The sequence below is a fragment of the Corynebacterium sp. HMSC11D10 genome, from assembly GCF_001806995.1.
Classification (GTDB): Bacteria; Actinomycetota; Actinomycetes; order Mycobacteriales; family Mycobacteriaceae; genus Corynebacterium; species Corynebacterium coyleae.
Window position 1 is genome coordinate 46,032 of sequence record NZ_KV787053.1, and the last position, 23,129, is coordinate 69,160.

Annotated in this window: 22 protein-coding genes; 18 read left to right on the forward strand and 4 right to left on the reverse strand. The window is 59.1% G+C overall.

Annotation, left to right across the window (positions count from 1 at the left end; genetic code table 11):
• Nucleotides 1-30 precede the first annotated feature (30 nt).
• From thrS to HMPREF3120_RS05980, 17 genes are all read left to right on the forward strand, one after another.
• Complete coding sequence (gene thrS / locus HMPREF3120_RS05900; protein ID WP_070451320.1) at nucleotides 31-2,088, forward strand: threonine--tRNA ligase; 2,058 nt, start codon at nucleotides 31-33, stop codon at nucleotides 2,086-2,088.
• Nucleotides 2,000-2,656 carry an ATP adenylyltransferase gene (locus tag HMPREF3120_RS05905; RefSeq protein ID WP_083284803.1) on the forward strand — a complete coding sequence of 219 codons (657 nt, stop codon included), beginning with the start codon at nucleotides 2,000-2,002 and terminating at the stop codon, nucleotides 2,654-2,656. The genes thrS and HMPREF3120_RS05905 overlap by 89 nt, the downstream gene beginning before the upstream one ends.
• Entirely contained in the window at nucleotides 2,649-3,284 is a 636-nt protein-coding gene (pgsA, locus tag HMPREF3120_RS05910; protein WP_070451322.1) for a phosphatidylinositol phosphate synthase, read from the forward strand. Before HMPREF3120_RS05905 ends, pgsA begins: the two co-directional genes overlap by 8 nt.
• Entirely contained in the window at nucleotides 3,285-4,223 is a 939-nt protein-coding gene (locus HMPREF3120_RS05915; RefSeq protein WP_070451324.1) for a phosphatidylinositol mannoside acyltransferase, read from the forward strand.
• Between the two features lie 3 nt (nucleotides 4,224-4,226).
• Entirely contained in the window at nucleotides 4,227-5,306 is a 1,080-nt protein-coding gene (locus HMPREF3120_RS05920) for a glycosyltransferase family 4 protein (protein ID WP_070451325.1), read from the forward strand.
• Complete coding sequence (locus tag HMPREF3120_RS05925; RefSeq protein ID WP_224212653.1) at nucleotides 5,303-5,770, forward strand: LemA family protein; 468 nt, start codon at nucleotides 5,303-5,305, stop codon at nucleotides 5,768-5,770. Before HMPREF3120_RS05920 ends, HMPREF3120_RS05925 begins: the two co-directional genes overlap by 4 nt.
• A gap of 70 nt (nucleotides 5,771-5,840) precedes the next feature.
• Entirely contained in the window at nucleotides 5,841-6,593 is a 753-nt protein-coding gene (locus HMPREF3120_RS05930; protein ID WP_070451328.1) for a YebC/PmpR family DNA-binding transcriptional regulator, read from the forward strand.
• A gap of 94 nt (nucleotides 6,594-6,687) precedes the next feature.
• Entirely contained in the window at nucleotides 6,688-7,239 is a 552-nt protein-coding gene (gene ruvC, locus HMPREF3120_RS05935; RefSeq protein WP_070451330.1) for a crossover junction endodeoxyribonuclease RuvC, read from the forward strand.
• Nucleotides 7,236-7,850: a Holliday junction branch migration protein RuvA gene (ruvA, locus tag HMPREF3120_RS05940; RefSeq protein ID WP_070451332.1), complete on the forward strand. Its 615-nt coding sequence runs from the start codon at nucleotides 7,236-7,238 to the stop codon at nucleotides 7,848-7,850. Before ruvC ends, ruvA begins: the two co-directional genes overlap by 4 nt.
• Nucleotides 7,851-7,861: 11 nt before the next feature.
• On the forward strand, nucleotides 7,862-8,938 hold the full coding sequence (ruvB, locus tag HMPREF3120_RS05945) for a Holliday junction branch migration DNA helicase RuvB (protein ID WP_070423072.1): 1,077 nt from the start codon (nucleotides 7,862-7,864) through the stop codon (nucleotides 8,936-8,938).
• 33 nt (nucleotides 8,939-8,971) lie between these two features.
• Nucleotides 8,972-9,262 (forward strand): preprotein translocase subunit YajC, encoded by a 291-nt coding sequence (gene yajC / locus HMPREF3120_RS05950; RefSeq protein WP_070451334.1) that lies wholly within the window; start codon nucleotides 8,972-8,974, stop codon nucleotides 9,260-9,262.
• 155 nt (nucleotides 9,263-9,417) lie between these two features.
• Nucleotides 9,418-11,361, forward strand: coding sequence for a protein translocase subunit SecD (secD, locus tag HMPREF3120_RS05955; protein WP_070451336.1), 1,944 nt, complete (start codon nucleotides 9,418-9,420; stop codon nucleotides 11,359-11,361).
• Nucleotides 11,361-12,524 carry a protein translocase subunit SecF gene (gene secF / locus HMPREF3120_RS05960; RefSeq protein WP_371325716.1) on the forward strand — a complete coding sequence of 388 codons (1,164 nt, stop codon included), beginning with the start codon at nucleotides 11,361-11,363 and terminating at the stop codon, nucleotides 12,522-12,524. The genes secD and secF overlap by 1 nt, the downstream gene beginning before the upstream one ends.
• A 45-nt stretch (nucleotides 12,525-12,569) precedes the next feature.
• Entirely contained in the window at nucleotides 12,570-14,153 is a 1,584-nt protein-coding gene (locus tag HMPREF3120_RS05965) for an ABC transporter substrate-binding protein (protein ID WP_070451338.1), read from the forward strand.
• A 60-nt stretch (nucleotides 14,154-14,213) separates the two neighbouring features.
• Nucleotides 14,214-14,792 (forward strand): adenine phosphoribosyltransferase, encoded by a 579-nt coding sequence (locus tag HMPREF3120_RS05970; RefSeq protein WP_070423077.1) that lies wholly within the window; start codon nucleotides 14,214-14,216, stop codon nucleotides 14,790-14,792.
• A 50-nt stretch (nucleotides 14,793-14,842) separates the two neighbouring features.
• Nucleotides 14,843-17,119 (forward strand): RelA/SpoT family protein, encoded by a 2,277-nt coding sequence (locus tag HMPREF3120_RS05975; RefSeq protein ID WP_083279516.1) that lies wholly within the window; start codon nucleotides 14,843-14,845, stop codon nucleotides 17,117-17,119.
• Between the two features lie 50 nt (nucleotides 17,120-17,169).
• On the forward strand, nucleotides 17,170-18,138 hold the full coding sequence (locus tag HMPREF3120_RS05980; protein ID WP_070451341.1) for a serine hydrolase domain-containing protein: 969 nt from the start codon (nucleotides 17,170-17,172) through the stop codon (nucleotides 18,136-18,138).
• Between the two features lie 60 nt (nucleotides 18,139-18,198).
• Here HMPREF3120_RS05980 and HMPREF3120_RS05985 read toward each other — a convergent pair whose 3' ends face one another.
• Together HMPREF3120_RS05985 and HMPREF3120_RS05990 are read right to left on the reverse strand one after the other, a co-directional pair.
• Nucleotides 18,199-18,462, reverse strand: a complete 264-nt coding sequence (locus tag HMPREF3120_RS05985) for a hypothetical protein (protein WP_070451343.1) — start codon at nucleotides 18,460-18,462, stop codon at nucleotides 18,199-18,201.
• 91 nt (nucleotides 18,463-18,553) lie between these two features.
• Nucleotides 18,554-19,504, reverse strand: coding sequence for a peptidylprolyl isomerase (locus HMPREF3120_RS05990; protein ID WP_070423080.1), 951 nt, complete (start codon nucleotides 19,502-19,504; stop codon nucleotides 18,554-18,556).
• A gap of 169 nt (nucleotides 19,505-19,673) precedes the next feature.
• On the opposite strand from HMPREF3120_RS05990, the gene hisS reads away from it, so the two are divergent.
• The gene (gene hisS, locus HMPREF3120_RS05995; RefSeq protein WP_070423081.1) at nucleotides 19,674-20,960 is read left to right on the forward strand and encodes a histidine--tRNA ligase; all 1,287 of its coding nucleotides are present in this window, start codon (nucleotides 19,674-19,676) and stop codon (nucleotides 20,958-20,960) included.
• On the opposite strand, the gene HMPREF3120_RS06000 is transcribed toward hisS, so the two are convergent.
• Together HMPREF3120_RS06000 and HMPREF3120_RS06005 are read right to left on the reverse strand one after the other, a co-directional pair.
• Nucleotides 20,947-22,341, reverse strand: a complete 1,395-nt coding sequence (locus tag HMPREF3120_RS06000; protein WP_070451345.1) for an L-serine ammonia-lyase — start codon at nucleotides 22,339-22,341, stop codon at nucleotides 20,947-20,949. The genes hisS and HMPREF3120_RS06000 overlap by 14 nt on opposite strands.
• Nucleotides 22,342-22,394: 53 nt before the next feature.
• Nucleotides 22,395-23,117 carry a CBS domain-containing protein gene (locus HMPREF3120_RS06005; RefSeq protein WP_070451347.1) on the reverse strand — a complete coding sequence of 241 codons (723 nt, stop codon included), beginning with the start codon at nucleotides 23,115-23,117 and terminating at the stop codon, nucleotides 22,395-22,397.
• Nucleotides 23,118-23,129: the final 12 nt, after the last annotated feature.

Below are 23,129 nucleotides of genomic sequence, written 5' to 3' on the forward strand. Positions count from 1 at the left end.
GAATGACGCGCAAAGGAGCGCACGACACCTATGTCAAACGAAGCAGTAGTCGAGTTTGCAACGTTCGAGGTCCCCGCAGGCACCGCCGTGGGTGCAGCGATGCGGGAGTTGAACTTGCCAAACAAGGGCGACGACGCCGTCGTTTGCGTCTTGGATGCAGAGGGCGAACTCAAAGATCTTTCCCACGTGCCGGAGCAAACCGCCACGTTCACTCCTGTCCCGGCAAACACTGAGCTTGGTCGCTCGGTTATCCGCCACTCCTGTGCGCACGTACTTGCACAGGCTGTTCAGACGGAGTTTCCGGGAACCAAGCTGGGCATTGGCCCTGCGATTGAAGATGGCTTTTACTACGACTTTGATGTCGCCGAGCCGTTTACGCCTGAAGATCTGAAAACGCTTGAACGGCGTATGAAGAAGATCATCAAGCAAGGCCAGAAGTTTGTCCGCGGTGTCTACGCATCCGTGGAGGAAGCAGCCGAGGATCTCAAGGATGAGCCGTACAAGCTCGAACTGATCAACGACAAGGGCAACGTCGACCCAGATTCTGACGAAGCTACTGAAATCGGTGCAGGCGAGCTGACCCACTACGACAACGTCAATCCCCGCACGGGCGAGGTGGAGTGGCATGACCTTTGCCGTGGCCCGCACGTGCCAACGACGAAGTACATCCCGGCATTCGCACTGACCCGTTCGTCCGCTGCCTACTGGCGAGGCGACCAGGACAACGCTGGTCTGCAGCGTGTCTACGGCACGGCGTGGGAGTCGAAGGAAAAGCTCGACGAGTACATGACCATGCTTGAGGAGGCTGAGAAGCGCGATCACCGCCGTCTTGGCAATGAGCTGGATTTGTTCTCCTTCCCAGACGAGGTCGGTTCTGGTCTTCCGGTATTCCACCCGGACGGTGGCATCGTGCGTATGACCATGGAGCAGCACTCGCGTGAGCGTCACGTGGCAGCCGGCTACTCCTTCGTCAACACCCCGCACGTGACCAAGGGTGACCTTTTCAAGAAGTCTGGTCACCTGGATTGGTACGCGGACGGCATGTTCCCGCCGATGAAGCTCGACGGTGAGGTTGACGCTGACGGCAACGTGACTAAGCAGCCGGTGGACTACTACGCCAAGCCGATGAACTGCCCGATGCACAACCTGATCTTCGACTCTCGTGGTCGTTCCTACCGCGAACTTCCGCTGCGTTTGTTCGAGTTCGGCACGGTGTACCGCTACGAAAAGTCTGGTGTGGTGCACGGTCTGACTCGTGCTCGTGGCTTTACCCAGGATGATGCTCACATCTACTGCACTGAGGAGCAGCTGGAAGAAGAGCTCACCAGCGTTCTGGAGTTCATCATCTCGCTGCTGCAGGACTACGGTCTGGATGACTTCTACCTCGAACTGTCCACGAAGGACCCGAAGAAATACATTGGCGACGACGACATCTGGGAGCGTTCCACGAGCATTCTCGAGTCGGTGGCGAAGAAGTCTGGCCTTGAGCTGGTTCCGGACCCTGCCGGCGCCGCTTTCTATGGCCCGAAGATTTCGGTGCAGGCACGCGACGCCATCGGTCGCACCTGGCAGATGTCGACCGTCCAGTTGGACTTCAACCTTCCTGAGCGCTTTGACCTGACCTACACCGCCTCTGACGGTTCGAAGAAGCGTCCGGTGATGATCCACCGTGCACTCTTCGGCTCGATCGAGCGTTTCTTCGGCGTGCTGCTCGAGCACTACGCGGGTGCGTTCCCCGCATGGCTGGCGCCACACCAGGTTGTGGGTATTCCGGTTGCTGATGCGTTTGCCGACCACCTTGATGGGGTCGTCGCAAAGCTGCGCGAGCGCGGTATTCGTGCAGAGGTTGACCACTCGGACGACCGCATGCAGAAGAAGATCCGTACGCACACCACGAACAAGATCCCGTTCATGCTGCTTGCGGGTGAGCGTGACGTTGATGCCAACGCTGTGAGCTTCCGCTTCCTTGATGGCACGCAGATCAACGGCGTGAATGTCGATGAGGCAGTGGAGATCATCGCGGACTGGATCGCGGCGAAACGTAACGATCAGCCGAGTGAGGCAAACGTTGCAGCCCAGCGGCAGTAATCATGGCGAGGACCCCTACATCGATACCGGTGTAGGGGCTCCTGACCGTCTTGTACGTCTGTGGGCGCCCTACCGGTCGAGTTACATTGCGTCGGCGCCGAGATCGTCGAAAAGCAATGACCCGTTTCTAGAGATACCGAAACTCAGCGACGAAGACGGATTGATTATTGCCCGTGGCACGCGTGTATACGCGGTGTTGAACCTGTATCCGTACAACGCCGGACATCTCATGGTTGTGCCGTATCGCAAGGTCGCGGAGCTTGAGGCGCTTGACGACGAAGAAACAACCGAACTGATGGCGTTTGCCAAGCATGCGGTAAAGACGCTGAAGCATGTGTCGAACCCAGAGGCGATTAACGTCGGTTTGAACCTGGGCAAAGCGTCCGGAGGGTCGGTTGGAGATCACCTGCATCTGCATGTGGTTCCGCGTTGGTCCGGCGACTCGAATTTTATGACTGTGCTTTCCGGAACCAAGGTTCTGCCGCAGCTCCTGCGAGAGACTCGCGAGCTGCTGGCGCAGGGGTGGCGCGAGGTCGAACAGGGCGAGGGGAGAAGCCACGATGCTTAGTGTGCATGGGCGTAAACCGGCAGCTGTTGTCGTGGAACCGGTGGCGAAGGGCTTGTTGAAAGCCGGCGTCACGCCGAACATGATCACTCTTGCCGGCACGATTGCCACGATGCTGGCGATGATGGTTCTCATCCCGACGGATCATCTCGTGTGGGCAGCGGTGTTGAGCACGATTTTTGCAGCGTGTGACATGGTGGACGGCACCATGGCGCGATTACGTGGTGGTGGGACGGCTTTCGGCGCAACACTAGACGCCAGTTGTGACCGTCTCACGGACGGCGCCCTGTTTGGGTCGATCGCTATGTGGATGGTCTACGTTGCGGACTTGTCTGCGGCCCATGTTGCAGCCTGCCTAGCTGTGTTGGTCCTCTCGCAGGCGATCAGCTACATCAAGGCGCGCGCTGAAGCCGGCGGCATCAGCGTCGTCGGCGGCCTCATTGAACGGCCAGAGCGTTTGATCCTTGCTTTGGGCGGGCTAGCGCTCGAGGGGTTTGGGGTGCCCAACGCTGTCGTGGTGTCAATTTGGATTCTGTTAGCAGGGTCGCTGTTTACCGTGGCGCAGCGGCTGGTCTTCGCCGCGCGAGACGATCAGGCGAACGCGAAGATGGCGCCACCAGCAGGGGCGTAGATGAGCGGCATTGGAATGCGTGTGTCTTCGGCGGGTTACATCGCCGGGTGGAAGATCGTCGGGGCGCTGCCGGAACGCATATCGCGTCCGTTAGCTGCTGCTGGTGCGGATTGGGTATCAAACGACGGCGCCGGAATGGACATGCTGCGCCGCAATCTCACACGCGTCGTCGGTGCAGAAAACGTCACCAAGGAGCTGGTGCGTGACAGCATGCGTTCCTACGCAAGATATTGGCTCGAAGCTTTCCAACTGCCTCGCATTGCGGATGATCCAAACTTGGATGAGCGACTCACTGCAGGTCTGGTTGGTAGGGAGTATTTGCAGGAGTCGATCGATGCTGGCAACGGGGTCGTACTGACTCTGCCGCATTCCGGGAATTGGGATATGGCGGGAATGTGGCTTGCAAAGCACTATGGAACGTTTACAACGGTTGCTGAGCGGCTCAGGCCTGAGAAGCTGTTTGATGCGTTCGTGGAGTATCGCGAAAGCCTGGGTTTCGAAGTACTTGCCCTCACCGGGGAGAAAACTCCTCCCTATGCAAGGCTCAAAGAGGTCCTCCAAGGCGGGGGCATCGTGTGTTTGATGGGCGAGCGCGACCTTGGGCGTCGAGGCGTGCCAGTGACATTTTTCGGCGAGGATACGACTTTTCCTGTAGGGCCAGCAAAGTTGGCATTGGAGACAGGCGCGAGCCTTCACACAGTGCATACGTGGTTTGCAGGTTCGCAGACGGATCCTCGCTGGGGGATGAGCGTTGCACCTGCGCTGAAAGTAACCACGCTTGAGCGAACGGTGCAGGCAATTGCAGACGAGTTCGCTGTCGCGATTGCCCACCACCCGCAGGATTGGCACATGCTGCAGCCGTTGTGGCCTGTCGATGTCCCGGTTCGCGGGAGGCGCTGGGCGCTCGACAACCGTTCAGACATCTCAAGGGAGACCTAGCCGATGCGGGTTGGGCTAGTCTGCTCCTATTCTTTTGATGAACCTGGTGGGGTTCAAGCGCATGTCCTTGACTTGGCGGAGCGGTTGCGGGAAATGGGACATCACAGTGAAGTCCTCGGCCCTGCATCTGCCGATACACCGTTGCCCGAGTGGGTAACTCGGGGCGGGCCAGCGGTTCCGATTCCTTACAACGGTTCTGTGGCGCGCTTGTCGTTTGGCCCGCGAGTAGTGAGGACGACCAGGCGATTCATCGAACTCGGCGATTTCGACGTGCTGCATATCCACGAGCCAAATTCGCCGGGCTACGCCATGGTTGCGAACCGAATAGCCGCGGGTCCGATCGTGGCTACCTATCACACCTCTGCGGAGAGCTCCTACGCGCTGAAAGTAGCACTGCCTGCGTTGCGAGCGAACTTGGAGAAGATTCGTGCCGGAATCGCAGTGAGCGAGTTGGCATGGCAGTGGCAGGCAGAACAGATTGGCACTGACCCTGTGATCATTCCGAACGGAGTTGACACGCGACGCTTCGCGCGGGCTCGTGGTGTGCGCAATGACTCTTCAGACGTGGAGGTTGTGTTCCTTGGGCGACTCGACGAGCCACGTAAAGGCCTCGATGTGTTTTTGGCTGCACTGGAGCGTCTTCCGCGCCTTCCTCAGGTGACGGTGATGGGCGGAGGTGCTGCACGCGAAATGGACGGGGTGCGTTTCGCTGGGAAGGTTACGGAGGATGAAAAGGTCGAGATTCTCGGCCGCGCCGACATTTTTGTTGCCCCGAACCTCGGCGGCGAGTCGTTTGGCATCATTCTGGTCGAAGCAATGGCGGCGGGGTGTGCCGTGGTAGCCAGCGATATCCCTGCTTTTGCCGCCGTTGGCTCTGACGCTGCGGCATTCTTCCCGCCGGGGGATCCCGATGCTTTGGCGCAGCAGTTGCAGCTGCTTATCGACGACGCCACTTACCGCAATGACTTGATTAACCGAGGCGCACGTCGGGCCAGGGGATTCGACTGGTCAGTGGTGGCGAACCGTATTTGCGCTGTGTATGAGGCTGTTTCCTACAACGAGAAGGTGAGGATTGAGCGGTGACATTTGGTGTCGTGCTTCTCGTCGTCGCGCTGATCTGCGTTGTCATTGTGGCTGCCTGGGCGTTTCACACTGCGCAGCGACTTCACCGATTGCATATTCGTTTGGATAGGTCCCGTGATGCGCTGCAGGCTGCTCTTGACCGCCGCTGCGCTGTAGTTGCGGCGCTGTTTCCGGAGCTCGCGAAGCAGGCTCACGAAACGGAGGCGCTTCGGTTCAGCTCGAAGGATCTTCGGCTGCGTCTTGGCGCTGAGGGGGATCTGATGCAGGTGGTCAGGGAGTCGTCGCAAAGCGGTGGCGACGTACCGGCTGAACTCCGTGATGCACATACCCGAGTAGAACTCGCCCGGCGGTTCTATAACGATGCGGTTGCGGATACGTTGGCGCTGCAGTTGCGACCTATGGTGCGGTTTTTCCGTCTTGGCGGTACTGCGGTAGTGCCGCAGTTTGCCACCGACGGCCAGTAACAGCGTATTTGTGCAGCTGGCGTATACTTGCGCTCTGTTAACCGTCAACAGAGGAATGAAGGGGTGCTCGATGGCAGGCCACTCAAAGTGGGCAACGACCAAGCACAAAAAAGCGGCGAACGATGCAAAGCGTTCCAAGCTCTGGGCGAAGATGATCAAGGATATCGAGGTCGCCGCCCGCACAGGCGGCGGTGACCCCGCTGCTAACCCGACCCTCGATGACATGATCCGCAAGGCGAAGAAGGCCTCGGTCCCCAACGACAATATCGAGCGCGCTCGCAAGCGTGGCTCCGGCGAGGAAGCCGGCGGATCCGACTGGGAAACTGTCATGTACGAGGGCTACGGCAACAACGGTGTTGCTGTGTTGATTGAGTGCTTGACCGACAACCGCAACCGTGTCGCAACCGAGGTACGTACCGCCATGACCAAGAACGGTGGCAACCTGGGCGAGTCCGGCTCTGTCGGTTACATGTTTGAGCGCACCGGTGTGGTCACGATCAAGAAGGGTGACCTCTCCGAAGATGACGTGCTGATGGCAGTGCTCGACGCTGGCGCTGAGGAAGTCAACGACCTCGGTGAGGAGTTCGAAATTACCTGCAAGCCGACTGACCTGCCTGCAGTGCGTGAGGCGCTGATCGGTGAAAGCATCGAGATTGAAGATGCTGGCCAGGAATTCCGTGCCGACGTTCAGGTCGATCTGGATCTCGAGGGCGCACAGAAGATGATGCGCCTGATCGACGCGTTGGAAGATTCCGACGACGTCCAGAATGTCTACACCAATATGACGATCTCGGACGAGGTTGCAGCGCAGCTCGACGCTTAACACTTCGTCGTGAACCGGCGCGCCCTCTTTGAGAGGCGCGCCTTTTTCGCACGTTGTGGTAGAACATATGTGTCATGAGCGAAGGAGTGGTTGCGTGAACCTCGAAGGACTACGGGTGATGGGAATTGATCCCGGTCTGACGCGTTGTGGCTTGTCTGTTGTGCAGGCAGGTCGTGGCCGCCAGATCATTCCCGTAGCAGTTGGCGTCGTGCGAACTCCCTCAACCGCGGAGCTTGCGGAGCGCCTGCTCAGAATCTCTCGGGCGGTGGGCGAGTGGATGGATGATTACCAGCCCGATGTTGTTGCTATGGAACGTATCTTTGAACGTGGCAACGTCTCCACGGTGATGCACACAGCGCACGCTGTCGGTGTCATGGTCTTAGCCGCTGCGGAGCGTGACATCCCGGTGCACATGTACACCCCTTCAGAGGTAAAGAAAGCAATATCTGGCAACGGGCGTGCGGACAAGAAGCAAATGACCACTATGGTCACGCGCATTCTTGGTTTGAGTGAGGCGCCGAAACCAGCAGATGCTGCTGATGCGCTGGCCATTGCAGTCTGTCACTGCTGGCGCGCGCCACTTATCGCTCGAACGCAACATCTCCAACAACTTCAACACCCCAATACGAAGGCGGCAGTGCAATGATTGATTCTCTCAACGGTGAGGTGCTCACTATTGGTCTCGACCATGCGGTCATTGAGTGTTCTGGGGTGGGCTATAGGTTTCTTGCTACACCGCAAACGCTTGGCGGTCTTGTGCGTGGTGAAACGCGTCGAGTGATGACCTCGATGGTGGTCAAAGACGACGGCGTCACCTTGTATGGCTTTGGCGACAATGAATCGCGCGAGATGTTCCATAAGTTGCAGACCGTGACTGGCTTGGGTCCGAAGTTGGCTATTGCCGCGTTGTCTGTTTTTGAGCCTGGCCAGCTTTCGACGCATATTGCAAACGGTGACGCGAAGAAGGTTCAAACGATCCCCGGCGTGGGCAAGAAAATGGCCGAGCGCATGATCCTCGAGCTCAAGGACAAAGTTGAAGCGATGTTGCCGGCGCAGTCACCAAACGGTGCGGCGGCTGGTACAGCAGCAAAGCCAGCCACCACTTACGCCTCGGAACAGGTTGTGGAAGCGCTGGTCGGACTCGGATTCCCAGAGCGTACGGCACAGTCGGTCGTAGATCAGCTGACAACAGACCAGCCGGATCTCGACGCTTCTGCGTTGTTGCGTCAAGCGCTGACGCATTTAGGCAAGAAGTAGGCTAAAGCGCAATGTCTGATGTGGAAAAGACCGAGTTCCAGCTCCCTGAAGGTTTTTCAGCGAAAGCACCGTCGCCTGTCGACGCCAACGTGCAGGCCGACGAACACGATATTGAGCGTTCGTTGCGTCCGAAGTCCATTCAGGAATTCATCGGCCAACCCAAGGTACGAGAACAACTCAGTCTTGTGCTTACGGGCGCCCGAAATCGTGGTGTGACGCCGGATCATATCTTGCTGTCTGGTCCGCCTGGACTGGGCAAGACCACCATGGCAATGATCGTCGCACAGGAATTAGGCACGTCGTTGCGCATGACCTCCGGGCCTGCTCTTGAACGGGCAGGCGACTTGGCGGCGATGTTGTCTAACTTGATGGAGGGCGATGTGCTCTTCATCGATGAGATTCACCGCATCGCACGGCCGGCTGAGGAAATGCTCTATATGGCCATGGAGGATTTCCGTATCGACGTCATTGTTGGCAAGGGCCCGGGCGCGACATCGATTCCGCTAGAGATTCCTCCGTTTACCCTTGTCGGGGCAACCACGAGGGCAGGTATGCTCACCGGCCCGTTGCGTGACCGCTTTGGGTTTACAGCTCAAATGGAGTTTTACGATGTCGACGACCTCACCAAGGTTGTCAGCCGTGCAGCGAACATCCTTGGGGTGCAGATTGATACTGATGCTGCGGTTGAGATCGCCTCGCGTTCACGTGGAACCCCGCGAATTGCGAACCGACTCCTGCGTCGAGTGCGCGACTGGGCTGAGGTCCATGGCGACGGCAGGGTAAACCTGGATGCCGCACGAAGTGCGCTCGAAGTGTTCGATGTCGACGAGCTAGGGCTAGATCGCCTCGACCGTGCTGTGCTTGGCGCCCTGATCAGGGGACATGGCGGTGGCCCGGTAGGTGTAGGGACCCTTGCGATCGCGGTTGGCGAGGAATCCGGCACCATCGAAGAGGTCTGTGAGCCTTATCTGGTGCGCGCGGGACTGATGTCGCGAACAGGCCGGGGGAGGGTTGCTACCGCCGCCGCGTGGGAGCACTTGGGTTTGCAGGCACCTCCCGAAGCGCCTGGGCAGATGCCGCTCTACTAAGCCCACGATTGTGTTGTGCAATGATGGTTTCTCATGGAACCAATTTTGCTCATTGTCATTCTGGCCTTGTTCTTGCTGCCTTCCATCCTCATGATGCGTGGCCAGAAGAAGCGTCAGGCTCAGATTGAACAACTGCGTCAGTCGATTCAGCCTGGCGACCAGATTGTCAACGTTGCAGGCTTCCACGCCACGGTCGTGGAGCACAATGGCGAGACCATGCTTGTGGAGCTTGCCCCGGGTGTAGCCGTGACGATGGATACGGCTGGTGTGATGCGCAAGATTGAGCCTGTGGCACCTGTCGACACAAATGAGGTACCCAACTAAGCTTTTCTGGCCTGATGGCGTAGCATATTTGCGTTGTGCCATCACCGGCTCGCGCGATTGTTTGTGTCCACCGCACCTTGAAAGATGCTGCTGGATCGGCGTGTGCGCCGGTGTAAGGCGGAAAACCCGAGCCTGAACAAAGAGGAGTCTGCTCAGTGTCTACACGCACTCGGCGATCCGGCGAGGCGAAGTCGAAGCGGCAGTGGCCCGCGAAGGCGCTTGCCCTATTCGCTCTCATCGTCATCGGCGTCTACGCCCTTGTATTTTTTACCGGCACGAAGAGTGCTACCCCGAAGCTAGGTATTGACTTGCAGGGCGGTACTCGTGTGACACTGGTGCCGCAGGGTGAAGAGCCTACGTCAGAACAGCTCCAGGATGCTCGTCGGATTCTGGAGAACCGTGTCAACGGCATGGGCGTCTCGGGCGCATCGGTCGTCGTCGATGGCAACACCATCGTGATCGAAGCAGCCGGTGACGATACCTCGGAGATCCGTAACATCGGACAGACCTCCCAGCTGTTCTTCCGACCTGTGCTTGACCCTCCGGCTGCAAACCCAGCTGAAGCAGATAAAGCCATCTCGGATATGGCGAACGAGTGGGTAAAGTACGGCATCTTCACGCCCGAAGAGGGCCAGTCACTGCTGAAACAGTTCGCGGCTCGCAAGGAGCAGGCTGAGAAACAAGCCGAGGAGCAGGCCAAAGCTGCTGAGTCAGGCGATGCAAACAACCCAGAGGTTGGCAAGGACGTCGCGCCAAGCGAGGAAGAAGCGCCAGCAGAGCCGAAGAACGTCCCACAGATTTCCGCTGAACCACTGCCGGAACCGAACGGTCCGGTTGAGGCCGCTGAGCGCCGCCAGGAAACAACCGAAATGCTGCGGAAGACCCGCCAGTCGACTGACCCGACTCAGCAGTACGCTGCGTTGACGTTGATGTCCGCACGCTGCTTCGGCCAGGCAACCGACCCGCTCGCTGGCTCGGATAAGCAAGATCTTCCGCTAGTTGCTTGTGACCCGTCGACCGGTCAGGCGATGTTGCTTGACGAGGTCCCCCTGCTGAGCGGTGTAACAGATCCGGAAGGGCCCCGCCTGACCGGCGAGCAGATTGATACCAGCCGCGCGATTACCGGCGGATACAACCCGCAGTCGGGACAGATGGAGATCAGCTTCGCCTTCAGCCAGGCTGGTGATGTCAACGGTTCCGCTACCTGGGCGAAACTCACCAGTGAGATGCTGCAGAAGCAGATTGCAATCACACTTGACTCCCAGGTGATCTCCGCGCCAGTTATCCAGGGCGCAACCCCAGTCGGCTCCGCAACCTCGATCACGGGTCAGTTCACTCAGGAGGAAGCTGAGGGTCTCGCGAACAACCTGCGATACGGCGCGCTGCCGCTGTCGTTCGCCGGTGAAAACGGTGAGCCAGGCGGAACTGCGATGACGGTTCCCCCTTCACTCGGTCAGGCCTCCTTGAAGGCTGGCCTGTATGCGGGGCTGGTGGGTCTTGCCATGGTGGCGATCTTCGTTTTCGCCTACTACCGCCTCTTCGGCTTCATCTCGTTGGTCACCCTGGCAGCAGCAGGTTTGCTTGTCTACGGCATGCTCGTGTTGCTCGGTCGCTGGATTGGATACTCGCTCGACCTGTCGGGCATCGCTGGTCTGGTCATCGGTATCGGTACGACTGCAGACTCGTTCATCGTGATTTATGAGCGCATCAAGGACCAGGTACGCCACGGCAAGACATTCCGTTCGGCGACCGCGTCCGGTTGGGAACGGGCCAAGGAGACGGTCATCACAGGCAACATGGTGACTCTGATTGGTGCGGTCATCATCTACTTCCTGGCAGTTGGCGATGTCAAGGGCTTCGCCTTCACCATGGGTCTGACAACCATCTTCGACCTGTTGGTCACCTTCCTGGTCACTGCGCCGCTTCTGGTGCTCGCATCTCGCAGCAATTTCTGGTCGAAGCCGTCTGTCAACGGTATGGGTGCCGCATTCCGCACCGCAGAAGAACGCCGCGCTGCAGGTGATCTTGAGGAGGGCGACGGCGTCGTCGTCAAGCAACAAGCTTCCGTGGAAGCATCCGCCGCGAATGAGGAGGCCTAATCATGTCGAGCACTGTAGCTACGACCGAAACCCCCACGACGAAGCGCGGCTTTGCACGTCGCGACCGTGAATCGCTGTATGACGGCTCCGGCGGCCTCGACTTCGTTGGGCACCGCAAGACCTGGTACAGCATCACCCTCGGACTTATTGTGGTCGCGATCCTGGCGATGTTCATTCGTGGCTTCAACATGGGTATCGACTTCGAGGGCGGCACCAAACTGACGATGCCTGCCGGCGATTTGGTTGCGACCGAGGTCGAGGAAACCTTCGTCGAGGCCACCGGTGTGACACCTGAGCTCACCCAGATCGTTGGCGCTGGCGACGCCCGCACGCTGGAGATCAACTCTGCCCACCTCTCGCAGGAGCAGATCGATGCCGCGCGTCAGGCTATTTTCGATACCTACCACCCACAGGATCACAACGGTGAGCCGAGCGCTGACGCTATCGGTGACTCCACCGTGTCGGAGTCGTGGGGTTCCACGATTACGAACCGCATGCTCCTGGCTATGGTCGTGTTCCTTTTGGCAGCGTCCGTGTATGTCGCGGTGCGTTTGCAGCGCGCGATGGCGCTGGCTGCCATGGGGGCGCTGTTGGTTGATGCCATCCTCATCATGGGTATCTACGCATTGTTCGCCCTTGAGATCACCCCAGCGATGATCATCGGTTTCCTGACTGTGTTGACGTTCTCGCTTTACGACACGGTGATTGTGTTTGACAAGGTCAAGGAGAACACGTCGGGAGTGCTTGATTCTCGACGATCCACCTACGCGGAAGAGGCCAACCTCGCGGTCAACCAGACCGTAATGCGTTCGATTTCCACCTCGGTTATTTCTGCGCTGCCGATCATCGCACTGATGATTGTCGCGGTATGGATGCTGGGTGTGGGTACTTTGAAGGACCTTGCGCTCATCCAGCTCATTGGCGTCATTCAAGGCGTGATCTCCTCGTTGTTCTTGGCCACTCCGATGTTGGTCAGCCTGGTAAACCGCCGTCAGGAGCACAAGGACCACAATGCTGCGGTTGAGGCATTCCGTAGCCGTGGCCAGGTCGAAGAAGTTGAAGAGGAACCGGTCGAAGAGAAGAAGCGCCACGTGGCTACTCCGATTCGACCTGTGGAAGACACGGGTGCATCTTCGACAAGCACCTGGCGTCCGAACGCGTAAGAAAGCGGCTGAAACCTAGTGGTGCGTGGACTCATGAGACCGAAAATGGCGATTGGCAGCAAGGTTGCGGCTGTGTTGGCCGCAACGGCGCTGGTGCTTTCCGGGTGCGCATCTTCAGACAACGACGATGATGAGTCCACGAAACTTTTCGGTTACCAGGTAACAAGCAACCTGCGCACCACAAACGCTGGATCCCTCGAAGGATCGACAGACTTAGCGCAATCGTTGTCCGGTCGCCTGTACCCCGGGGTGTATGTTCCTGGTCCAAGCGGACAGTTGATCCCCAACACTGACCTTGTAAAAACCCAGGTGCTGCCGGGGGATCAGCGCAAGGTGATTTACACCTTGTCGGAAGCGGCAGTGTTTTCGGACGGCACTCCCGTCACCTGCGCTGACTATCTTTTGACGTTTGCTGCCGGACAATACCCGGCGACGTTCGGTTCGAATATGCCTTTGCTCGGCGACACGGACTCGCTGTCGTGCACACCCGGATCGAAAGAGTTCACTGTGACCTTCAAGGAAGGCCGTGGTGCACGCTGGCGTGGTCTTTTTGAACCAGGCACGGTCCTTCCCGCACATGCTGTTGCTGCAAAGACCAATCGATCTGTCGAGGACCTCGTCGCTGATCTACTCTCGGATGATCTGGAGCGACTCAAACCAATCGCGCAGGTGTGGCGCCACGGGTTTGACCTCAAAGAGTTCGATCCTGAACTCCAAGTCTCGTTTGGCCCGTTCAAGGTTGCGGAGGTAGGAGAGAAGGGCCAGGTTCGGCTCGTCGCTAATGAGCATTACTACGGGGACGCTCCGCAGACAGCAGCAATGGTGGTGTGGCCTGGTTCCGTAGATTCTGCGGAGCTAGCAGCATCCAAGGCGATGAAGATCGGCGACCTGCGGCAGTTGCAACCACAGTGGTACGACGAGGACGCAGAAGGCAATCGACTGGATGTGAAAACCACCATCGGTGAGCTCACCGAGATGTTGACCCTGCCGGAGGTTGGTTTTTGGGCGGATCCGGATCACCGGAAGGCACTTGCACGTTGCATCGATCCTCGCGCTGTTGCCGCCGCTTCAAGTGAGAAGGCGGGGGTTGAAGTGCCAGTTGCACCGTTGCATGTCATTCAGCACACCGACCCGTTGGCTCAGCGTATGGCAGATATCGCTGCCCCGTTTTTGGACGTGAATATCCAGGAAGCTTCCGCACTTCGGGGTTCCACGTTGCGTATCGGTTACGTGTATCCGGACGAGCGTTGGGCCGCGATGGTGGAATCGATGCGCCGCACCTGCGAGCCAGCAGGAATTACGATCGTCGACGTCACAGGCGAGGGGAAGACGCTCGCTGACCTGCCTCACGTGGAGTACGACGAGTGGCGCAACGAATCCGTGCATGACGGCGAAGCCGACGCTATCTTGCGAGTCGTTGACCCGATGAGCGAGTACCCAGCGGCCAACAATCGCGCCCAGGATCTGGGGGCGTTGCGTGCCCAGGAGGGGCATCTGTGGAAGACGCTGCCATCGATTCCGCTGGCCGCACAACCCCGAACCTTCGTCGTCGATAATGCAGTGCGCAACGTGGTGCCGTATACAGGACTTTCCGGCATTGGCTGGAACATGGACCGATGGTCCAACTGACCAAGCTTAATTCCCGACCCTAAAAACCCGATAAACCTGACCAGGAGACGATCCGAAATCATGTCGCCCACCCCGTCGATCAGCCCGCATGGCGGTCAGCCTTACGCTTCCGCTCTTGAGGCACTGCAGGACAAGATTCGCCGCGTTCCGGATTTTCCGGAGCCGGGAGTGCTGTTCGAGGACCTGACTCCGGTGCTTGCCGACCCAGCCGCGCTCAACGTGGTCATTGCAGAGATGGCCGAGGCGAGCAAGGAGCTCGGCGCCGATCTCGTCGGCGGTCTTGATGCCCGAGGGTTTTTGCTCGGCTCCGCTGTGGCGTACGAGATGGGCACCGGCATCCTTGCGATTCGCAAGAAGGGCAAGTTGCCGCCACCGGTGATTACCCAGGAGTACACCACGGAGTACAGCTCCGCTGCGCTGGAGATCCCCGCTAATGGGGTGGATATCTCTGGCAAGAGCATTGTGCTTGTCGACGACGTCCTGGCTACCGGCGGGACGTTGATCGCGGCGCGCGACTTGATTGAGCGCGCCGGCGGGCGAGTTGCCGGCTACGTCGTCGTCTTGGAAGTCCCGGGACTTGGAGGGCGCGAGCGACTCGACGGCGCTCCGCTTGTGGTTTTGGGGAAAGAAGAAAACTAGCCGGGTAGTATCACAGACTTAGTACCTGCTGACAGTGGAGGAGTCCTGACATGACAGATAAACCAGTCAAACGGTCGGGCCCGACCGTGCGCAGTGTCTCCGCCAGGTTGGCCCGCTCTCTTACGGGAGGTGGGCGTCCGCGAACGAACCCGGTGCTCGATCCGCTGTTGTCGATTCACCACAAGTATCACCCGAAGGCTGACGTAGAGCAGCTTGGATTTGCATACGAAACGGCAGAACGGTTGCACGAGGGTGTATTCCGCAAGTCAGGTGATCCCTACATCACCCACCCGCTCGCCGTCGCAACGATTTGTGCCGAGATTGGTATGGATACCACCACGCTGGTGGCGGCTCTGCTCCATGACACGGTAGAGGACACCGACTACTCACTTGATGAGCTCACCCGCGATTTTGGCCCGGAAGTGGCCAAACTTGTCAATGGCGTGACCAAACTGGACAAGGTCGCGCTCGGCGCCGCCGCAGAAGCGGAAACGATCCGCAAAATGATCGTTGCTATGTCCGAGGATCCTCGCGTACTGGTGATTAAGGTCGCGGACCGCTTGCACAACATGCGCACAATGCGTTTCTTGCCGCCGGAGAAGCAGGCGAAGAAGGCGCAGGAGACGCTCGACGTCATCGCACCGTTGGCGCACCGCTTGGGTATGGCGACGGTGAAGTGGGAGCTAGAAGATCTCGCGTTCGCTATTTTGCAGCCGAAGAAGTACGAGGAAATTGTGCGTCTTGTGGCGGATCACGCTCCGTCACGCGACCGTGCCCTGCGCGAGATCACTACCGATCTGCAGCGCGAGCTGAGCACGAATGGCATCCAGGCTGAGGTCATGGGCCGTCCGAAGCACTACTGGTCGATCTATCAGAAGATGGCTGTGCGCGGTCACGACTTCGCGGAGATCTTCGATCTGGTCGGTATCCGTGTTCTGGTGGATACGGTGTATGACTGCTACGCCGCTGTTGGTGTGGTCCACTCGCTGTATTCGCCGATGCCGGGCAGGTTCAAGGACTACATTTCCAACCCGCGTTTCGGTGTCTACCAGTCGCTGCATACGACGGTGATGACGACGACCGGTCGCCCCCTTGAAGTGCAGGTGCGTACACACGAGATGCACTACAACGCCGAATACGGTGTGGCTGCCCACTGGCGTTACAAAGAGACGAAGGGCTCCCACAAGGGCGATCAGGCCGAGGTCGACCAGATGGCGTGGATGCGTCAGTTGCTTGACTGGCAGAAGGAAGCCGCGGACCCGAATGAGTTTTTGGACTCGTTGCGTTACGACCTGACAAGCCAGCAGATTTTCGCGTTCACTCCGAAGGGCGATGTAGTGGATTTGCCGGCAGGCTCTACTCCGGTCGATTTCGCCTACGCCGTGCACACTGAAGTTGGCCACCGCTGCATTGGTGCGAAGGTTAACGGCAAGTTGGTCACCCTAGAAACCGAGCTGAAGTCCGGCGACAGGGTGGAGATTTTCACTTCAAAGGATCAAAACGCTGGGCCGACGCGCGATTGGCAGGACTTTGTTGTCTCCCCGCGCGCGAAGGCGAAGATTCGACAGTGGTTTGCCAAGGAACGTCGCGAGGAGCAGCTCGACGCGGGTCGCGATGCCCTGGCTGCTGAGGTGCAGCGTGGCGGGCTGCCGTTGCACAGGCTGTTTACCAACGAGTCGATGCGCCAGGTAGCAACGCGTTTGCACTACCAGGACGTTGATGCGCTGTATACGGCTATCGGCGCGGGAACAGTGTCTGCAGCGCACGTCGCGCACTTGCTCATGGACATGTTCGGCGGCGACGATGACGCCGTAGACGCCCTCACAGCGCGTACCCCTGTTTCTGCACTTGTTCGCCCGCAAACAACCGGCGACGGCCCTGCGATCCTGGTTGAGGGCAGCCCGGATGTGATGGCGAAGTTGGCGAAATGCTGCCAACCCGTCCCCGGCGATGCCATCTTCGGGTTTGTCACCCGTGGTGGGGGAGTTTCCGTGCACCGGACTGACTGCACGAACGCGACCAAACTTAACGACGAGCCAGAGCGTCTCGTCGAAGTGTCATGGTCCGCCCCCGGTGGCACCAAGAGTGCGTCACGCGCGACGATTCAGCTGGAAGCACTCGACCGCAATGGTCTGCTTACCGAGACCACCGGGGTGCTCTCCGAGGCGAAACTCCCAATCCTCGCGATGTCGTCTCAAGCAGGGGAGGACCGAGTGGCGACGATCCGACTGACCATTGAGGTGTCAGACATCAAACAACTCGGCTCGATCATGAATCAGATTCGCAACATTGAAGGTGTGTTCGACGTCTACAGAGTGACTGCGTAACCTAAGCTCGTTCGAGACCTGTTCAACGTTGCGTTGATAGGAAGGTTGCGATGCGGTTCAAACGGGTCACCCTTGCACAAAAGTTGACAGGGGATGCGTCTCTTGTGCGACTGCTTTCCTCATTGGCAATGCGAGCGAGTGCGGATACGTATCCGCTTCGTAATGTTGCAGCTTGCGTTGTTGAAGACGGGAAAGCCAACTTTGCTGGGCTCGGGGCGGATGAGCACACCGAGTTCGAGATTGCCTCGATAACCAAGACGTTCAATGCCGAGCTGCTCGAGCAAGCCATTACCAAGGGGTTGGTTGACACCGATACAACGGTCGGAGATGTGCTTGGGCAGCGTGTGCGAGGTAACGCATTAGCAGATGTGACGCTGGCTGAATTGGCGAACCACACCTCGGGCTTGCCACGAACCGGCAAGCAACGACTGCGAAACATTGCACGAGCACTTCTCGGCTTGAATCCTGACGTAGGAGTCACATCCGAGGATGTCATCGAGCAGGCACTGTCAGCGACACTGCGAGAGCGTGGCGTGGAGGAATATTCTAACCTCGGCCACGACTTGCTCGGGTTTCTACTGGCCAGGGTTTCCACCACGACCTACCCGACGTTGATCAAAGAGTGGGTGCTCGACCCGTTGGGGATGACGGAGACTTACGTCGCTTTGCCTGGAACAGTCGGACCGGATAGACCCAGGGGAGTCTCCGCACTCGGTCTACCTGTGCAAGCTTGGGAGATGGACGGCACAGCTCCATCCGGCGGCCTGCGTTCGACCACCTCGGACATGGCGAAGTACGCCATGCATATCCTTGAGCGTCGCAGTACGCGATTTACGTGGGCGAACATTAAAGGCACCGAACTGTACTGGCATAACGGTGCAACGCGGGGATTCTCCTCGATGCTGCTGCTGGACTTAAGCACTCAGCGTGCATCGTTTGTCACGACGGATTCGTATGCAGACATTGAATGGATTGCGTTTGAACTCATAGGCCTGCATGACCCAGCGCGAGAGAAATGACCACGAAACAGAAGAGCGTCTCGGGCGAGAAACCGGAGACGCTTTTCGCAGTGCCGTGTTTTAGCGCATGAACTTCATGGCAACCGTAGCCACCTGGCTCAGGATGCCAATGATCGCGGTGACAACGGCGAGCCAATCCTGGATCTCAGAGGGGCTCATATCGCGGGAGGAGGAGCCCTCTTCGTTGGAGGACGATCCACCATTGTTGGTGGTGTTCGTGGTGTTATCGCCGACGACAGTCGGCGCAGCCTGAGCAACACCTGCACCGGTGAAGGCGACTGCGGTGACGGTAGCGGCGGCGATAAGGCTGGTGCGGGTCTTCATGAGGGTCCTCACTGAAAAGGTTTGAAACGGAATCTCTGCAGGATGCTATCGCCTGCGAGGGTTGCGTGCAATAGCGATATGTATGTGAGTGCTACTTCACGCTTGCTGCGGTGATACGCACTTCCTCGGCCGGTGCGCCGTCAGTCCCGCCGCCTTCAACGCCCTTTTCGGCGATCTTGTCCAGGGTGGCAAGGCCCTCGTCGTCAATCGTGCCGAAGTAGGTGTACAGCGGCGGCAGGACCGAGTCGCCGTAGTTAAGGAAGAACTGGGAGCCGTTGGTGTCCGCGCCGGCGTTAGCCATGGCGATCGTGCCACGGTCATAGCGCTTAGGCTCGTTTTGCAGCATCATCTGCAGGGTTTGGTTTTTGGTTGCCTCATCCATATCGGCTGGTAGGTCGAGACCTTCGGTGTCAATGCCGTCGAGTGCCTCGTCAGTGGGAAGCTCGTTGGCGAACTGGAAGCCAGGGCCACCCGCACCGGTGCCATCCGGGTCGCCACACTGCAGCACCTTCAGCCCGTCGGCAGTGGTCAGACGGTGGCAGACCGTGTCGTTGAAGTATCCCTCGGAGGTCAGGTACTCGATGGCGTTGACCGTGCACGGGGAAGCTGCGCGATCGAGCGTCATACCGATCGGACCCTGGTTGGTCTCGAGCTCGACGGTGACGGTGCCTTCGGTGGACACGTTCTCGGTCGGCGGGGTGCCAGCGCGCAGCTCAGCGCCGTCCTCGTTTTCATAGGTGCACGAGACGGTAGCCGGCAAGGCCTTCTCGCGCTTCGTAGCAATCGGCGCGAAGGTGGAAGCGTCGAATTCTTCCTGTTCCGCGTTGTCAGTCTCCGAAGCGGCGGAGGTATCGTCAGTTGCTAGATTGTCCTCGTCGCCCTGGTTGGCTGCGACGTAGATGCCGCCACCAATCAGCGCGATGGCAACGGCGGAAAGCGCTGCGACAGACCACGGGCGGGACTTTTCCTTGCGGTCGCGGGAATCGAGTTCCCGTTCCAGATTGGACAGGGCCTCTTTGCCACGCTGTTCGTTGCTAGCCACTGGCGATGCACCTCTTCGAGTATCGGGGAAAGCGCGTGCGTGATGTCGTCGAAAAGCACGCGCGCATTGAACGGTGCAAAAGCCTAGCAGGGCTAATCGCAACAGCGGTGGAAAGACCACAGCGACAAGTGCGCCCGCACAGGGGAGAGGTTGGTTAGACTAAGGCCTCGTGAGTGAGAATCAAGCCGAGCAGTTCCAAAAACTTTCCGCACCGAAAGGCGTGCCCGATTATGTGCCGCCCGCCTCGAGTGCGTTCATCCATGTCCGCGACGAGTTCGCGCGCCAGGCACGGATCGCTGGCTACCAACACATTGAGCTGCCGGTGTTCGAAGACACCACCTTGTTTGCCCGCGGCGTCGGTGAATCTACTGACGTAGTGAGCAAGGAGATGTACACCTTCGAGGACCGCGGTGGCCGTTCGGTAACGCTGCGTCCCGAGGGCACCGCCGGCGTCATGCGCTCCTTCATCGAGCACAACATGGACCGCGGTTACCTGCCCGTGAAGCTCAACTACTACGGACCGTTCTTCCGCTATGAGCGCCCGCAGGCCGGACGCTACCGTCAGCTGCAGCAGGTGGGCGTGGAAGCCATTGGTGTCGACGATCCGCTGCTCGACGCCGAGGTGATCGCCTTGGCAGACCGCAGCTACCGTGCGATCGGCCTGAGCGGTTTCCGTCTGGAGATCACCAGCCTCGGCGACAAGAATTGCCGCCCGGCCTACCGCGAGAAGCTGCAGAAGTTCCTGTTTGATCTCCCACTCGACGAGGAAACTCGCCACCGTGCTGAGATCAACCCACTTCGAGTGCTCGACGACAAGCGTGAGGCGGTCCGAGAGATGACCGCCGATGCGCCGTTGATGCTGGATCACCTTTGCGACGAATGCCGTGCCCACTTCGAGGCCGTCACCGCAGCGCTGGATGACTTCGGCGTGCCGTACGTCATTAACCCACGCATGGTTCGTGGTTTGGACTACTACACCAAGACCACCTTCGAGTTCGTCCACGATGGCCTCGGCGCACAGTCCGGCATCGGTGGCGGTGGACGATACGACGGCCTGATGGCCCAGATTGGCGGCCCGGACCTCTCCGGCATCGGCTACGGTCTCGGCGTTGATCGCGCGGTACTCGCCCTCGAAGCTGAACGCGTCGAGCTTGAAGCAGCAGCCCACCGTGTCGATGTGTTCGGTATCGCGATTGGCGACGAAGCACGAGTGAAGATGAGCAAGCTTGTCGACGAACTCCGCGCGGCCGGTATCAGCGCCGACATGGCTTACGGCCACCGCGGGCTCAAGGGCTCAATGAAGGGTGCTGACCGCGCGGGCGCACGCTTCGCGCTGGTGCTCGGCGAGCGTGAGCTGGAGGCAGGCGAGGTTGCAGTCAAGAACCTCGCCGAGCACTCACAGGAGGCCGTTGCGCTTTCCGCTGAAGCGGTCGCGCAGGCAATCAGCACTCAGTAATGTTCACGGGCAGGCCGAGCTGGACTGCGAGGCCACCCATGGACGTTTCCTTGTACTGAGTCATCATGTCGCGGCCGGTGGCTGCCATGGTCTCCACCACGTCGTCGAGGGTGACGATGTTGGTGCCATCTCCAAGCTTCGCCAACCGTGCCGCGTTGATGGCCTTTACGCCACCAATTGCGTTGCGTTCGATGCACGGAACCTGGACCAGACCGCCCACAGGATCGCAGGTCAGGCCAAGGTTGTGCTCGAGCGCGATCTCAGCTGCGTTTTCAACCTGCTCAGGGGTGCCGCCCAGGATTGCGCACATGCCAGCAGCGGCCATCGAAGAAGCCGAACCGACCTCGCCCTGACAGCCGACTTCTGCGCCTGAAATCGAGGCGTTGGTCTTGATGATCGACCCGATCGCACCAGCCGTAAGCAGAAATTCGCGGGCGCGCTCAGCAGTGAAGTCGTCGGTGAAGTCGCGGCAGTAATGCATAACTGCAGGGATAATGCCGGCTGCGCCGTTCGTTGGCGCGGTAACCACCTGGCCGTGAGCCGCGTTTTCTTCGTTCACGGCAAGCGCGTACAGGTTCACCCATTCCATAGCGTCAAGCCCACGGGCAGTGGATGCTTCGTACTCTGCAGTCAGTAGACGGTGAAGACGGTTCGCGCGACGCCTTACGTTCAAGCCGCCTGGAAGGATTCCCTCTGTCTTCAGGCCATGCGCAACGCATTCCTGCATGGCGTCCCACACCGCATCCAAATGGGAGTTGAGTCGCTGCGCCCCGTGGATCGACTCCTCGTTCGCACGCATGATCTCTGCGATTGTCATCCCATGTGTTCGGCACTGCTCCATGAGTTCTGCGCCATTGTTAAACGGGTAGGGGACCGTCGCAATTTCACGAGCGGATGCAACACCGGATTCTTGTCGGTGCGCTTCCATCTCCCAGCGATCCAGAATGAAGCCGCCGCCGACAGAGTAATAGTCCTCGCGTTCGGCGATCATGGTGCCGTCTGTGTCCCACGCATCGAAGATGAGACAGTTCGGGTGCTCGGCCACCGGTGCCGGGTCGAAGCGAAGCTCGTACTCCACGCGCCCTGTCGGGCCTTCGATCACGCCTGTGGAAGGGATCGGCTCGCCAGGTTTTGGAGCAATGTCTGCAAAAGTGGTGGTGGGGGTGTACCCAACCAGCCCGAGCAACGCAGCACGGTCGGTGCCGTGGCCGACTCCCGTGGCGGCGAGGGAACCACGCAACTCTACGACAACCTTCGCCGGTACCTTCCCGAGTTTCTCCACAAACGTCATTGCGGCCCGCATCGGGCCAACGGTGTGAGATGAGGATGGACCGATGCCGATACTGAACAGGTCGACAACACTGACAAAGTTTGCTGACATGCGGCGAATCCTACCGCAGAAACCGGTTGTGGCTCGTCGATAAGCGGGATGCGCTACTGCGCTTGAGATAGTGCAGGGATGTCGGTTGCCCCCAAAACCGAGATCGGCCGCTGGTTTGCCTTGCCGTGCTCGGTAATGATGGCCAGGCGAGGCACCGCGCCGGTTTCCAATGGAGTACTCAACGCATCAACAGCACGTGCGGCGGTTACGGTCCGTGGAAGAAACACCGGGTGGTCGAGTTTGCCACTGTGGGTGAGCACATCGCGAACGGTGGTAGCGGGAATGCGGTCATCATCTGTTAGTTCCGCCGCCACCCAGCGCGCGATTGCATTCGTGGTGAGCAGCCCGACGCACTTTCCTTCGTCGTAGATCGGGAATTGCGTTAGTCCCTGTGTCGCGATTGTCTTCAATGGCTCATGAATGTCCGTCTCCGGCGTAAACGTCACCACCTTCTGGTGTGGGACCACCTCAAGGGCCAAAGGTGGGGAGAGTATCGCGTCGCGCAAATGCTCGATTGTTTGAACCGTCTCGGGGAGCGGCTCTGCAATCGGGCGGAGATTGTCGTACTCCCCATGGCTAATCGCGTTGCGCAGATCCGCAAACTCACGCAAGGTCTCGGCCTGGTCGCGAGCAAGAATCCCTTTCTTTGCGGCGAGGCCCACCATCCACGTAAACGAATCGGATCGTTTGGCATCCAATTCGCTGCGCAAATGAGACTCGATCGAATTGAACGCGGCGAGGAACGGGATAGCGCGATTCGGTGCGGACTTGGACATAAGCGAACGGTG